Origin of the sequence: Corynebacterium mastitidis DSM 44356 (assembly GCF_000375365.1) — a bacterium.
GTDB classification, from domain to species: Bacteria; Actinomycetota; Actinomycetes; order Mycobacteriales; family Mycobacteriaceae; genus Corynebacterium; species Corynebacterium mastitidis.
The window spans coordinates 17,790-31,000 of the sequence record NZ_AQXB01000003.1 but is presented as its reverse complement, the minus strand read 5'-3'; the positions used below and the strand labels follow the sequence as shown (position 1 = coordinate 31,000).

The 13,211-nt window shown below is 66.5% G+C and carries 15 protein-coding genes; 9 read left to right on the top strand and 6 right to left on the bottom strand.

Going from position 1 to position 13,211, the window contains the following annotated elements:
* The 4 genes from B140_RS0104205 (at nucleotide 1) to B140_RS0104190 (ending at nucleotide 5,588) form a co-directional block, all read left to right on the top strand.
* Complete coding sequence (locus B140_RS0104205) at nucleotides 1–1,488, top strand: DUF1846 domain-containing protein (RefSeq protein WP_018118103.1); 1,488 nt, start codon at nucleotides 1–3, stop codon at nucleotides 1,486–1,488.
* A 214-nt stretch (nucleotides 1,489–1,702) separates the two neighbouring features.
* Complete coding sequence (locus tag B140_RS12940; protein ID WP_156801652.1) at nucleotides 1,703–3,541, top strand: efflux RND transporter periplasmic adaptor subunit; 1,839 nt, start codon at nucleotides 1,703–1,705, stop codon at nucleotides 3,539–3,541.
* 41 nt (nucleotides 3,542–3,582) lie between these two features.
* Nucleotides 3,583–4,290 carry an ABC transporter ATP-binding protein gene (locus B140_RS0104195; RefSeq protein ID WP_018118101.1) on the top strand — a complete coding sequence of 236 codons (708 nt, stop codon included), beginning with the start codon at nucleotides 3,583–3,585 and terminating at the stop codon, nucleotides 4,288–4,290.
* Between the two features lie 2 nt (nucleotides 4,291–4,292).
* On the top strand, nucleotides 4,293–5,588 hold the full coding sequence (locus B140_RS0104190) for an ABC transporter permease (RefSeq protein ID WP_244874390.1): 1,296 nt from the start codon (nucleotides 4,293–4,295) through the stop codon (nucleotides 5,586–5,588).
* A 54-nt stretch (nucleotides 5,589–5,642) separates the two neighbouring features.
* Here B140_RS0104190 and B140_RS0104185 read toward each other — a convergent pair whose 3' ends face one another.
* Nucleotides 5,643–6,731 carry an inositol-3-phosphate synthase gene (locus B140_RS0104185; RefSeq protein ID WP_018118099.1) on the bottom strand — a complete coding sequence of 363 codons (1,089 nt, stop codon included), beginning with the start codon at nucleotides 6,729–6,731 and terminating at the stop codon, nucleotides 5,643–5,645.
* Nucleotides 6,732–6,978: 247 nt separating this feature from the next.
* Between B140_RS0104185 and B140_RS13690 the strand changes: the two genes are divergently transcribed.
* The gene (locus B140_RS13690; protein ID WP_156801651.1) at nucleotides 6,979–7,659 is read left to right on the top strand and encodes a hypothetical protein; all 681 of its coding nucleotides are present in this window, start codon (nucleotides 6,979–6,981) and stop codon (nucleotides 7,657–7,659) included.
* A gap of 100 nt (nucleotides 7,660–7,759) precedes the next feature.
* Here B140_RS13690 and B140_RS14620 read toward each other — a convergent pair whose 3' ends face one another.
* Nucleotides 7,760–8,023, bottom strand: coding sequence for a pentapeptide repeat-containing protein (locus tag B140_RS14620; RefSeq protein ID WP_425304660.1), 264 nt, complete (start codon nucleotides 8,021–8,023; stop codon nucleotides 7,760–7,762).
* Nucleotides 8,024–8,201: 178 nt separating this feature from the next.
* Between B140_RS14620 and trhO the strand changes: the two genes are divergently transcribed.
* The 3 genes from trhO to B140_RS11935 all read left to right on the top strand — a co-directional run bounded on the left by trhO (nucleotide 8,202) and on the right by B140_RS11935 (nucleotide 10,027).
* Nucleotides 8,202–9,104 carry an oxygen-dependent tRNA uridine(34) hydroxylase TrhO gene (gene trhO / locus B140_RS0104180; RefSeq protein WP_018118098.1) on the top strand — a complete coding sequence of 301 codons (903 nt, stop codon included), beginning with the start codon at nucleotides 8,202–8,204 and terminating at the stop codon, nucleotides 9,102–9,104.
* A 123-nt stretch (nucleotides 9,105–9,227) separates the two neighbouring features.
* The gene (locus tag B140_RS0104175) at nucleotides 9,228–9,590 is read left to right on the top strand and encodes a hypothetical protein (RefSeq protein WP_018118097.1); all 363 of its coding nucleotides are present in this window, start codon (nucleotides 9,228–9,230) and stop codon (nucleotides 9,588–9,590) included.
* Nucleotides 9,591–9,658: 68 nt separating this feature from the next.
* A complete protein-coding gene (locus B140_RS11935; protein ID WP_051069249.1) occupies nucleotides 9,659–10,027 on the top strand; it encodes an antibiotic biosynthesis monooxygenase family protein in 369 nt (122 codons plus the stop codon).
* Nucleotides 10,028–10,036: 9 nt separating this feature from the next.
* On the opposite strand, the gene B140_RS0104165 is transcribed toward B140_RS11935, so the two are convergent.
* The 4 genes from B140_RS0104165 to B140_RS0104150 all read right to left on the bottom strand — a co-directional run bounded on the left by B140_RS0104165 (nucleotide 10,037) and on the right by B140_RS0104150 (nucleotide 12,674).
* The gene (locus B140_RS0104165) at nucleotides 10,037–10,534 is read right to left on the bottom strand and encodes a hypothetical protein (RefSeq protein WP_018118095.1); all 498 of its coding nucleotides are present in this window, start codon (nucleotides 10,532–10,534) and stop codon (nucleotides 10,037–10,039) included.
* Nucleotides 10,531–11,163, bottom strand: coding sequence for an SDR family oxidoreductase (locus tag B140_RS0104160; RefSeq protein ID WP_026165979.1), 633 nt, complete (start codon nucleotides 11,161–11,163; stop codon nucleotides 10,531–10,533). Before B140_RS0104160 ends, B140_RS0104165 begins: the two co-directional genes overlap by 4 nt.
* A gap of 42 nt (nucleotides 11,164–11,205) precedes the next feature.
* On the bottom strand, nucleotides 11,206–12,153 hold the full coding sequence (locus B140_RS0104155) for a universal stress protein (protein WP_018118093.1): 948 nt from the start codon (nucleotides 12,151–12,153) through the stop codon (nucleotides 11,206–11,208).
* Nucleotides 12,154–12,221: 68 nt separating this feature from the next.
* Nucleotides 12,222–12,674 carry a MarR family winged helix-turn-helix transcriptional regulator gene (locus B140_RS0104150; protein ID WP_026165978.1) on the bottom strand — a complete coding sequence of 151 codons (453 nt, stop codon included), beginning with the start codon at nucleotides 12,672–12,674 and terminating at the stop codon, nucleotides 12,222–12,224.
* Between the two features lie 86 nt (nucleotides 12,675–12,760).
* On the opposite strand from B140_RS0104150, the gene B140_RS0104145 reads away from it, so the two are divergent.
* Nucleotides 12,761–13,156, top strand: coding sequence for a DUF5318 family protein (locus B140_RS0104145; protein ID WP_018118091.1), 396 nt, complete (start codon nucleotides 12,761–12,763; stop codon nucleotides 13,154–13,156).
* Nucleotides 13,157–13,211 lie beyond the last annotated feature (55 nt).

Genomic DNA, 13,211 nt, shown 5'->3' with positions numbered 1-13,211 from the left:
ATGATCCAGGGTTTTGATCGGGAAAAGTACATTCGGATGCAGTCCGAGCACATCAGCGAGCGCCGCGCCCGCATCGGCGGCAAGCTCTACCTGGAGATGGGCGGCAAGCTTTTCGACGACCTCCACGCCTCCCGCGTGCTGCCCGGCTTCACGCCGGATAACAAGATCGCCATGCTGGAGCACATCCGCGACGAGGTGGAGATCGTGGTGTGCGTGAACGCCAAGGACCTGCAGCGCCAGAAGGTGCGCGCGGACCTGGGCATCCCCTACGAGGAGGACGCCCTGCGCCTCGTGGACGTGTTCCGCGAGCGCGGTTTTACGGTCAACAACGTGGTGATGACGCAGCTCGAGGACTCCAACTCCCTGGCCCAGGACTTCATCGCCCGGCTGGAAAAGCTGGGCCTGTCCGTGGCCCGCCACCGCGTGATCCCGGGATACCCCACGGATACCGCCCGCATCATCAGCGAGGAGGGCTTTGGCCGCAACGAGTACGTGGAGACCACCCGCGACCTGGTGGTGGTCACCGCGCCGGGGCCGGGCTCCGGGAAGCTGGCCACCTGCCTGAGCCAGGTGTACCACGAGTACAAGCGGGGCATCCAGGCCGGTTACGCCAAGTTCGAGACCTTCCCCATCTGGAACCTTCCCCTGGAGCACCCGGTGAACCTGGCCTACGAGGCGGCCACGGTGGACCTGGACGACATCAACGTCATCGACCCCTTCCACCTCTCCGCCTACGGCAAGCAGGTGACCAGCTACAACCGCGACGTCGAGGTGTTCCCCCTGCTCAAGTCCATGCTGGAGACCATCGCCGGGGGCTCGCCCTACCAGTCCCCCACCGACATGGGCGTGAACATGGCCGGGTACGCCATGAGCGACGACGCCGCCTGCCGCGCGGCCTCCCGGCAGGAGATCATCCGCCGCTACTACAAGGCCCTGGTGGACGAGCGCCGCGAGGAGCGCGACCCGGTCCTCTCGGAGCGGGTGGCGATGGTGATGAGCAAGGCCGGGGTGAGCACCGAGGACCGCCGCGTGGTGGCGCCCGCGCTGCGGGTGGAGGAGGCCACCGGCGGCCCGGCCTCCGCGATCGAGCTGGCCGACGGCACCATCATCACGGGCAAGACCTCCGATCTGCTGGGCTGCTCGTCCGCGATGCTGCTCAACGCGCTGAAGCACCTGGCCGGGATCGATAAGTCTGTGAATCTGCTGTCACCGGATTCCATCGAGCCGATCCAGACCCTGAAAACGCAGCACCTGGGTTCCCGCAACCCCCGCCTGCACACGGACGAGGTCCTCATCGCGCTGTCCGTGTCCGCCGCGCGCTCGGAGGAGGCGCGCCGGGCGGTGGCGGAGCTGAAGAACCTGCGCGGGTGCGACTGCCACACCACCACCATCCTGGGCTCCGTGGACGAGGGAATCTTCCGCAACCTGGGGGTCCTGGTCACCTCGGAGCCCAAGTATCAGCGCCGGGCGCTGTACCGCAAGCGCTAGGCGGCGTGCGCCCGGCGGCGCTTCACGCGGGTGACGTACCTGTACCTATAAAGGAGGGTCCGGCGGGGGTGTTTGTCCGCCAGGTTGCGCGGGTATGCGATAACCTCAGTACCAACAAAACTGTGGAGCACCTCTTAACCTGGTGAAAGGAGAACCCCGGCCCCAGCCTTACGGCCGCCCGCGCACGGCGGGCGAGGGGCCGGGGGATATGCGCGTGAATACTGAGAATGACCCGCCAAAGCTCATTGAAGGTTCCCTCTATAACGAGGTTCCCATGCCGCCCCGCAACGGGAAGGAGGAGGACCTCGTGACCACCGAGGCCGCCGGGGCCACGGGCGCCGCCGAGCCCCGGGTGTCCCGCGAGTCCCCCGAGGTCGAATCCGTGGAGGGGGATCGGGAGGCCGCCGATCACGGCGCGGAGCGCCCCACCGCGCAGACGGAGATCGCGGCGGGCAACACCACCGCGGGCGCCTCCGGGATCGGCGCCGCGGACGTGGACAACGTGGGCTTCGGCGCGGCGGGCCTGGCGGCCGGCGCGGCCGGGGCCGCGGGTTCCTCGGCGCTGTCCCGCCGCTTCGGCTCTGCGGGTGCCGAGGGTACGGAGGACACGGAGGGCTCCGGCGAGGCCCCCGAGGGGGATGAGGAGCCCACCGAGTCCCCCGAGGGCGAGACCGAGGAGGCCACGGAGGAGTCCTCGGCCTCCGCCGTGCTGGGCGAGGACCACGCGGAGGAGGAGCGCAAGAAGAAGCGCCGCCGCACCCTCCTGGCCCTGCTGGGCCTCCTCCTGCTGCTCCTGCTCGTGTTCCTCGGGTGCCGCTCCGTGTTCGGCGGCGGGGATTCCTCCGGGGACTCCGAGCTGACCAGCATGGACCTCCAGCCGGTGTCCACCGAGGGCATCGTCAACCGCATCGCGGTGTCCGCCACCATCGAGCCGGAGAGCCAGCAGGTCATCTCCGCCCCGGGCGCGGCCAAGGTGGAAAAGCTCGACGTGGCCGTGGGCGACCGCGTGGAGAAGGACCAGGTCCTGGCCTCCCTCAACGCCGACGACCTCAAGGAGCAGCTCGCGGAGGCCGAGCGCCACGCGGACGCGGTGCGCAAGGAGGGCGACGAGGCCGTGGCCGCCGCCGAGAAGGAGTACGAGCGGCTCAAGGCCGAGGCCGCGCGCGGCAACGCCACCATCGTGTACGACGGCAAGGAGTACACCCTGGACCAGGCGCGCTCCAACCCGGAGATCGAGCCCGAGGCCCTGCAGCAGGCGCTGGCCGAGGCCAACGTGGTGGACACCGGCGTGACCCAGAAGGACGTGGACGCCCAGGCCAAGGTGGTGCGCGATACCCGCAAGAGCGCGGAGGACGCGGACAAAGAGGCCGAGAAGGCCGTGGAGAAGCTGCGCAAGCAGATCGACGACGCCTCCGTGAAGGCCCCGATGGACGGCGTGATCACCGAGGTGCGCGTCAAGGAGGGGCAGAACGCCGAGGGCACCATGATGGTGGTGGCCGACGACTCCGCCTTCAAGATGCGCGGCGAGGTCAAGGAGACGGACATCGACAAGGTGACGGAGGGCTCCCAGGTGACCTTCACCACCCCCGCGACCGGGGACAAGGAGTTCACCGGCGAGGTCGTCTCCGTCTCCCCCGTGGCCGGCGGCACGGCCCCGCAGGAGGATAGCTCCTCCGCGATGGGGTCCTCCTCCTCGGCGGGCAGCGGCGCCAAGGTGACCTTCCCGGTGGAGATCGCCGTCACGGGCGATACCGAGGGCCTGCGCATGGGCGCCTCGGCCCGCGCCAAGATCCTGCAGGAGATCGCCAAGGACACCATGGCGGTGCCCGCGGAGTCGGTGTACAGCTCCGAGAGCGGCAGCGAGGCGGTGCTGGTGGTCACCCGCGATTCCCGCGTGGTGGAGCGCGAGGTGGAGACCGGCGAGACGGACGGCTACCTCGTCGCGGTCAACGGCAGCGACCTCAAGAGCAGCGATCGCGTGATCCTCCAGCCCTACATGTATCAGGATCTCGAGGGCAAGAAGGTCGATGTGTCCGACGGCTTGCCGTCCTAACAGCGGGCTAGAGAAGGGATTGAGAGGGCAGAATCGACCTCATGGAAGAACAGCAGCGCACCTTGATCGAGTTACGCTCGATCGTGAAAACCTTTAACCAGGGCTCTCCGAACGAGCTTACGGTGCTCCACGGCATTGATCTCTCGGTGCGCCACGGGGAGTTCCTCTCCGTGGTGGGCTCTTCCGGTTCCGGCAAGTCCACCCTGATGAACATCATCGGGCTCCTGGACCGCCCCACCTCCGGCGGGTACTGGCTCGACGGCGTGAACGTGCTCGACTCGGACGATAACGCCCTGGCCGCCACCCGCGCCAAGACCATCGGCTTTGTGTTCCAGAACTTCAACCTGATCAGCCGCATCAGCGCCCTGCGCAACGTGGAGATGCCCATGATGTACGCGGGCATCAACCCCCGCGAGCGCACCGCGCGGGCCAAGGACCTGCTGGGCCTGGTGGGCATGAGCGACCGCGTGGATCACCAGCCCTCCGAGCTCTCCGGCGGCCAGAAGCAGCGCGTGGCCATCGCCCGCGCCCTGGCCAACGACCCGGACATTCTGCTTGCCGACGAGCCCACCGGCGCCCTGGACAGCCGCACCGGCCGCATGGTCATGGACATCTTCCACAGCCTGCACGAGGAGATGGGCCGCTCCATCGTCTTTATTACGCACAACCCGGAGCTGGCCCAGGAAACCGATCGCACCATCACCCTCGTGGACGGCCGCGTGGACGTCGAGTCAGGAGGCTACCTGTGAGCATGGTCGAAGCCATCCGCCTAGCCCTGGGCAGCATGCGCACCAACAAGATGCGCTCGCTGCTGACCCTCCTGGGCATCATCATCGGCATCGCCTCGGTGATTACCATTCAGACCATCGGCGCGGCGATGAAGAACGAGGCCACCGAGGGCCTCGCCCGCCTGGGCGCCAGCGACCTCCAGGTCTCCGTCCAGGATCGCCCGGACGAGGACGAGGAGACGGTCTCCTTCCCCGGCGAGGAGGGGGACGAGGAGATGTACTACTACGGCAGCTCCGTGTCCAACGAGGAGGACGAGCTCACCCCGGAGATGCTGAACGACCTGCGCGAGCAGTTCGACGACGTCATCGACGGCGTGGGCATCGGGGAAAACAGTTACCTCTCCGGCAACGCGGTCAACGAGTCCGGGGAATCCTCCGTCCAGATCAACGGCGTCAACCCGGACTACCTGAGCATGAACTCCGTGGAGGTGGAGTACGGCCGCGCCATCACGGACGAGGACCTGGACAACAACCGCAAGGTCGTGGTGCTCGGCCCGGAGGCCGTGGATACCCTCTTCCACGGCGACGCCTCCGCCGCGCTCGGCTCCGAGGTCTCCCTCATCAGCAGCGATGAGGACGAGACCCTCTTCCGCGTGGTGGGCGTGTACAAGGGCGATAACGACCAGGGCTTCTTCGGCGGCGGCTTCGGCATGGCCAACGCCTACATCCCCTACACCTCCTTCAAGGAGATCGCCTCCTACTCCTCGCTGCTCGGCCAGGTCAGCGTGCGCCTCTCCCCCGAGGCCGACCGCGAGCAGGTGAAGGCGGACATCCAGGGGTACTTCGACGGCATCTACGCCGCCAACGAGAACGCCATGGTGCGGGTGAGCGACTTCCAGAAGCAGGTGGACGAGGTCAACTCCGTGATTGGCAGCATGTCCCTCGCGGTGACCGCCATCGGCGGCATCTCCCTGCTGGTGGGCGGCATCGGCGTCATGAACATCATGCTGGTCACCGTCACCGAGCGCACCCGGGAGATCGGCGTGCGCAAGGCCCTCGGTGCCCGCCGCCGCGACATCCGCCTCCAGTTCATCATCGAGGCCATGATCGTGTGCCTGCTCGGCGGGATCATCGGCGTGGTGCTGGGCGGCGCGCTGGGCATGTTCGCCGCGTCCTTCGTGGGCGCGGTGGTGCTGCCCCCGCTCGACGGCGTGCTCATCTCCCTGCTCTTCTCGATGGCCATCGGCATGTTCTTCGGGTACTACCCGGCGAACAAGGCCGCCAAGCTCAACCCTATCGAGGCCCTGCGGTACGAGTAGGAGGCCGCAGATCCCACACCCCCGGCGGGGAACCCCGCCGGGGGTGTGGTGTATCTAGCCGGTGATGAACTCCTCCAGGCGCTGCCGGGCGAGGTCGTCGGGAAGCTGCTCCGGCGGGGACTTCATCAGGTAGGACGAGGCCGCCATGATCGGCCCGCCCACTCCCCTATCCAGGGCGATCTTGGCGGCGCGGAGGGCGTCGATGATAATGCCCGCGGAGTTGGGCGAATCCCAGACCTCCAGCTTGTACTCCAGGTTCAGGGGCACCCCGCCGAAGGTGGTTCCCTCCAGGCGCACGTAGGCCCACTTGCGGTCGTCCAGCCACTCCACGTAGTCGGAGGGGCCGATGTGCACGTTGCGGTCGCTGGTCTTTCCGGCGAGGGGGCCGCTGCTGAGGTTGGAGGTCACGGACTGCGTCTTGGAGATCTTCTTGGACTCCAGGCGCTCGCGGTCGAGCATGTTCTGGAAGTCCATGTTGCCGCCCACGTTGAGCTGCATGGTGTGATCCAGCCGCACCCCGCGCTCCTCGAAGAGCCGGGCCAGCACCCGGTGGGTGATGGTGGCCCCCACCTGGGACTTCACGTCGTCCCCGACGATCGGCAGGCCCGCCTTACGGAACTTTTCCGCCCACTCGGGGTCGGAGGCGATGAACACCGGCAACGCGTTGACGAAGGCGCACCCGGCGTCCAGTGCCGCCTGGGCGTAGGCCTTATCGGCGCGCTCGGAGCCCACGGGGAGGAAGGAAACGAGGACGTCCGCACGGGCCTCGCGCAGCGCGGCGGCCACGTCCACCTCGGGCGCCTCGGATTCCTCCACCGCCTGCCGGTAGTGGGTGCCCAGGCCGTCGAGGGTCGGCCCGCGCTGCACGGTCACGCCGAGCGGGGGCACCTCCGCGATGGTGATGGTGCAGTTGCGCGAGGCGCGGGTGGCGTCCGCGAGATCCCGGCCCACCTTGGCGGCGTCCACGTCGAAGGCCGCGACGAACTCGATGTCTCCCACGTGATAGTCCCCGAACTGCACGTGCATGAGGCCGGGGACGGTCTCGCTGGCGGGGGTATCGCGGTAGTACTCCACGCCCTGGATCAGGGAGGTGGCGCAGTTGCCCACCCCGGCGATGGCCACGCGAATCTTCTTGCTGCTCATGAGAACCTTTCTGGTTGGTATCGAGCAAGTGGTGATACGGCTGCGATGCTAGGAGCCCGGCGGCATTGAACGATGCTCTCAAGGGGTGTGGCGAGGGGTGGATCGTTTCAGTTGCCGTGGGTATACCCCGATTGGGGGTAAGGAGCCATCAGTAGCGGTATGTGTGCTATCATGATCATAACGGTGCGGGTTGAATCGCTACTAATGTCGCATCCCGTAAAAAGGGGTGCTGTATTGAGGGGGTATAGTGAGAAATAAGATCTTAAGCATACTGATGCTTGTCTCTGCACTTTTATTTGGCGGTCAAGTTCACGCTAATGCGAGTGCAGCTTCTTCTGTGAGGGCAAACCTCATTCCTGCGATACCGTCCATACCGTCTATACCACTCCCGGGTATGGATTTTGGCGTTGATTTTGGCTATATTGAAGGAACGTCACGCTTGCCGGTCATTGAAATGGTCAAGAGTCAGGCCGAAGGGTTTGTCAAAAATTCGGTAGGTGTCGCGCCTTTAAATTTATTCAAAAATAAATCAGACCATGAGATTGTTGATTCGTGGATATCTGCCGATGGGAAGAAGGTAAATTTAAGGAAGAATATTGCTGATAAAATTGTGAGTAAACATGGGCTTCCTCGTAATTCTGCGCGTGTGGTTTCCAGGTGGGCACCATTTTATCACAGGGAGGATGTGGGGGAGATGGAAGCGATGGTATATGAGCTTCCTATGGTCCATACTAAATGTAGGATTGGATACTTGCTGTGTAGGAATGCTGAAGTGAGGAATGTGCGCACAGTAGTGCGTTACAAGATTAATAATAGCTTTGACGGTAAAAGTCAAGGGGTTGTTACGACGTTCTGCCCTTGGAGTCGCGATCAGGGGCTTGGTGATAAGTGTCCTGATTGGGTTGCTCGATCGCCCCAATTGCAATAAATATATTCACGAGCGTCATCAATGATGATGTCGCTCGCTGGTAGGTGCATCTGCTTATTCTGTAGGTGTGCTACTTTCTTTGTAGTTTCTCGTGGAGAATTTAACAGTGTAACCTGGTTGTTTCGTCTGTCCGCGCGCTTCGCAATTGCTCCGGCGTTATATTAGACATTTCTAACTTGGCTCCGCGTAGATCTGCATTGGTGAATATGCATCCGTCAAGTTCGGTATCGTTCAGCCACGCGTCTCGGAGGTCTGCGTCAGTGAAGTCAACATTGATCAAGGTAGAGAGTGTGAAGCCAGCGTGCCTGAGTGATGATCCCTTGAAGCTTACATTTTCTATGGTTAAGCCGTAGGCGGACAGCATGTCTAGGTTCTGATGGGAAAAGTCCTCTCCGCTATAACTCTCTAAAATAGATACATTTTTTCCGCAGAAGTTTAATGGCATGTTTTATGGCCTTCTCTTTATTTCTATCTGTGGCATGAGCAGATTATTTTCTACAGTATATCGCATGGCATAGAATCTGTGGTGATAGAATAGTCCCGTGTCGCTCGGCAAGATTCTTCTTTACTACAAGTTCACCCCCATCGCGGACCCGGAGGCCGTCAAGCTCTGGCAGCGGGATCTGTGCGAGTCGCTGGGCCTGCGCGGCCGCATCCTCGTGGCCAGGCACGGGATCAACGGCACCCTGGGCGGGGACATCGAGGCGTGCAAGCGCTACATCAAAAAGACGCGCGATTACCCCGGCTTTAAGGGCATGGAGTTCAAGTGGTCGGAGGGCGGTGCCGAGGATTTTCCCCGCCTCTCGGTCAAGGCGCGCGAGGAGATCGTGGCCTTCGGGGCGCCGGAGGAACTCCGCGTGGACGAGGGCGGCGTGATCGGCGGCGGCGTGCACCTCAAGCCGCACGAGGTCAACGAGCTGGTGGAGCGCCGGGGCGAGGACGTCGTGTTCTTCGACGGGCGCAACGCGATGGAGGCGCAGATCGGTCGCTTCAAGAACGCCGTGGTCCCCGACGTCCGTACCACGCACGACTTCATCGCGGAGCTGGAATCCGGCAAGTACGACGCCCTCAAGGACCGCCCGGTGGTCACCTACTGCACCGGCGGCATCCGGTGCGAGGTGCTGTCCGCGTTGATGCGGAACCGGGGCTTCAAGGAGGTGTACCAGATCGACGGCGGCATCGTTCGCTACGGGGAGGCCTACGGCAACAAGGGGCTGTGGGAGGGCTCCCTGTACGTCTTTGATCGCCGCATGACCATGAACTTTGGCATCGACCCCGCGAGGCTGGGCCGCTGCGTGCACTGCGGGGAGCACACCACCTCCTTCCGCAACTGCGCCAACGAGGAGGGCTGCCGCCGCCAGGTGCTCATCTGCGACTCCTGCTGGCGGGGCGAGGGGCTGCGCCACTGCGGGCGGGAGGAGTGCCTGGCGGCGGCGATGGCATAGCGCCCTGAGCACTACACACCACCGCGCCATCGTCCACCCGCCTCATCCCGTACACTCGTGCCCCGTGAGGGCCGCCTGCGGCTCGCCGGTGGTGTGACGTCGATAGTGGGAAGGAGCCAGCCCGTGCGCGGATGGAGTACCAGGGCGGCGGTGGGGCTGACGCTCACCACGGTGGTTTTCCTCTCGGGGAGTTATCGCGCGCTCACGGAGCACGGAGGCCCGGCGGCGGTGGCCCTCGTGGCGGCCACCGCCTTGTTGCCGCTGGCGGCCTGGCTCCTTCGCGGCCTTTCTCGCTGGCCCTATATCTGCGCCCTGTACGCGGGCTACGTGGCCCTGGTGGTGCTGCACACGCTGGTGCTCCGGCCCGGCGAGTGGAGCTGGAGCGCGCTGAGCTGGAAACTCACCCTCCTCGGGGCGCTGGTGCTGGGCACGGCGATGGAGAGGGCTTCGGAGGGGCGGTCCGCGCAGGAATCGCAGGAACCGTAGGGCCGCCGTCCGGGCGCGGTGCCGCCTCCGAGCATGGTGCGCGGCCGCGCGGGGTTATGCTGGGCGGCATGAGCATCGTGAAGATCAACGCCCTGACCGTTCCCGCCGAGGCCGCCGCCACGCTGGAGGAGCGCTTTGCCGCCCGCAAGCATTCCGTGGACAGCGCCCCCGGCTTCGAGGGCTTCCAGTTGCTGCGCCCCACGGCGGGCGAGGAGCGCTATTTCGTGGTCACCTGGTGGAAGGACGAGGCCTCGTATGCGCACTGGCGCGATAACCGCGCGGCGGCCGCCCACGGCGAGGGCGAGGAGGGGCAGGAGAAGCGCCGCCCCGCCGCCACCAACGCGGAGCTGCTGGAGTTCGAGGTGGTGCTGGACTCCCGCGCGGAGGACGCCAGCACCACAGTGGACGCCAGCAACGCCGGGAACACCGCGGACTAGGGGCGGGCCCTACCCCACCGCGCTGCCGCCTATAATCGCGTAGGGCAGCGTGGTGGTCATCCACAACATGGCGTGGGGCACGAGCACCCAGAACACGCCCATCCAGGCCCGCCACCGGGTGTAGCGCTGGAGCTTGCGCACCATGAGGATCATGCAGCCGAGCAGCCCGCCCACCGGCACCACGGCGGAGCCCACGCCCCACCACACCTGCGCGTCCCGGGAGCAGAGCCAGGCGGCCTGCCCCGCCTCGCAGTAGGGGCCGCCGAGGGCGCGCGCCACCAGCGCCAGGGCGAGGGAGACCACGGCGGAGCCCACCACCGTGCCGCCCAGCCACCACAGGGCCTGGCGGGTGGAGGCCTGGTTGCGGGCGTGCTGCACGGCGGGGTCGGTGAGCCTGGTCAGGTCCTCCGCCGAGCGCGGGGCGGGCGGGATCTTGTTGGCGTCGTCGGCGTCGCCGTGCAGATCGTTTTCGGGGTGCTCCGGCTGGGTGCGGGAAAACGGGTTCACGGCCGCACCTGCACGTCGGTGGCGCGGGTGCCCAGGGCGTCCACGATCGCCCGGGCCACCTCGTCGGCGGTGAGGTAGGCCTCGGGGTTCCACCGCTCGCCCAGCTCCTCCACGATGCCGCGCTGCATGTCCGTGGCGATGCGCCCGGGGTACACGCTGCTCACCTTGATCTCGGGCTCCTCGGCGCGCAGGGCGTCGCACCAGGCGCGGGCGGCGTGCTTGGCGGAGGAGTACGCGGACCAGCGGGGCTTGGAGTGCAGCCCGGCCCCGGAGTTCACGTACACCACGTGCCCGCCCGCGCCCCGCAGCGCGGGCAGCAGGCGGGCGGTCAGCTCCACGGGGGCGTGGAGGTTCACGGCGAGCGATTCCTCCCAGGCGGCGCGCGGGGTCTCGGCGGCGGTGCCGATGGGGCACACCCCGGCGCAGTGGATGAGGGCGTCGAGCCGCTCGGGGAGCGGGGCCTCGGCGGGCAGGGGCGCGGAGAAGTCCGCCTGCCACCACTGGGCGGGCAGCGCGGGGTCCGGGTCGGTGCGGTACTGGGCGGTCACGGTCCAGCCGGCGTCGAGAAGCAGCCGGGCCACCCGGTGGCCCACTCCCCTGCTGGCTCCGGTGACGAGTGCGTGCGGCATGGCGGCGTCCTTTCGGTTTTCTAGCGGCGTTCTAGTGGCGTTCTAGCGGCGGGGTACGGGGTAGACGATCACGGGCACGCGCACGTGCGGCAGGAGGTCCATGGCCGCGCTGCCCACGAAGACGCGCTCGATGGCCCCCAGGGGGTTGGATCCCAGGCACAGCAGGTCGCCCTTCTTCCACTTGAGGGCGTCCACGGCGCCGGACCACCCGGGCCCGGTTCCCACCTCGGACTCCAGCTCCAGGCTGGGGTAGAGGGAGGCGATCCAGTCCCGGGCGCGGTCCAGCATGGCCAGCGAGTGCTCGCGCCAGTCGTGCGCCAGCTCCTTGCCCAGGTTCAGGCTGCCCTCCAGGGAGGCGTCCGCGATGCCGGAGGGGGAGAAGGAGAGGATGCGCAGCGGGGTTTTCCAGGTGGCGGCCATGCGGGCGGCGTAGGCCAGGCTGGGGTCGTGGTCGGCGTGCTCGGTGCCCAGGTAGGCGAAGTTCACTCGCCGCACCCCGTGCTTGGAGAGCTTGGCCGAGCGCGGCACCAGCCCCAGCGCCGTGGGGGAGGAGTGAAGCAGGGCGTCCGCGGTGGAGTTGGCCACGAAGCGCCCCTTGGGGGCGGCGGCCTGGGAGCCCAGGATCACCAGGTGGGCGGAGAACTCCTCGGCGGCCTCGGTGAGCAGCGCGGGCTGGGAGGGGCCGTCCACGAACACGGAGACGTCCTTATCCCAGTGCCCGGGCTCGATCTGCGCGCGCTGCAACGCCCTGGTCACGGCCTTGTGGCAGGCGCGCCGCTGCTTCTCGTGCCACTTGCGGTACTTGCCCCCGAGCTTTTGCAGCGACGTCGCGGGCCAGGGGCGCAGGAACGTGGTGACCACGCGGATGCGCACGTCGGTGGTGCGGGAAAGCCAGGCGGCAAAGTCGATGGCGTCGGTGCTGGGGGCGTCGGGCCGCCATGCCACGAGGATGCGCTGGGGGCCGCCCTCCTCCGAGTGCGCCGTGGTCATCTACATACCCTCCCGTGGGACTGCGTGGGAATGGACTGCGGGGTATCGAGGGAGATACTACTGCGGTACTACTGCGGGGCGTCGGGGGTGCCGTACGTGGCGGCCAGAGAGTTGATAATGTCTACCAGCTCGTCGGCGCGGTTGAGTTCCTCATCGGAGAGCTGCTTGAGCATCCCCGTCAGGTTTTTGGTACGCTCCTCCCCCACCCGCTCCAGCTCGGTAAGCCCCAGCTCCGTGAGGCGCACGCGCACGCCGCGGCGATCCTGGGTGTCGCGGATGCGCTCCACCATCCCGCGCTGCTCTAGCTGGTGCAGCGCGTTGGAGGCGGTGGGCATGCGGATCCCCTCTTCCTTGGCCAGGTGGCTGATCCGTGACTCCCCGTTTTCCTTCATCCGGGTCATGATGGAAAGCTGCGGGCCGGTGAGGTTGGACTGGTCGGCAACGCGGAAGTACATCACATACAGCTTGGTCAGCGCGGGTCGTACCTTTCGCGCCACCTCTTCTGGGGTGGGGGAACTCATAGATTCTACTGTAGCGCTAGGGAAGTATGGAGGCGGAAACCGTGGGGGTTTAAGGTCTGACCGATCTTTTCTCTAGGCTCGGGCGCGTGATCCAGTACCGCTACGAAGTGAGCCATCAGTGGCAGCGGCGGAGTCTGCTGCGCCGGTTCCGCGCCGGGCAGGTGCCCAGGGAGGCGCTGTGCGACGCCGACTTCCTCCTGGTCACCGCCGCGCGCTTCCACGGGGTGCCCGCGCCCGTCCCGTGCCCGGTGTGCGGGTCCGACGACGCCCGCGTGGTGCGGTGGGTGCACGGGGAGGAGCTGGGGCGGCGCTCCGGCACCGCCCGCAGCGAGGAGGAGATCGCGGCCCTGGTGGCGGAGCGCGGCGAGGTCAGCGTGCACACCGTGGAGGTGTGTCCCCGCTGCCGGTGGAATCACCTGCTCAGTTCCGCTACCGCGGTGGCGGAGGGGGAACCGCAGGGCAACCCCCGCGGCGAGGGTTAGACCTGGGCCGGGTGGAACAAGTAACCTGCATGTCACATACACGTTGAACGATGGG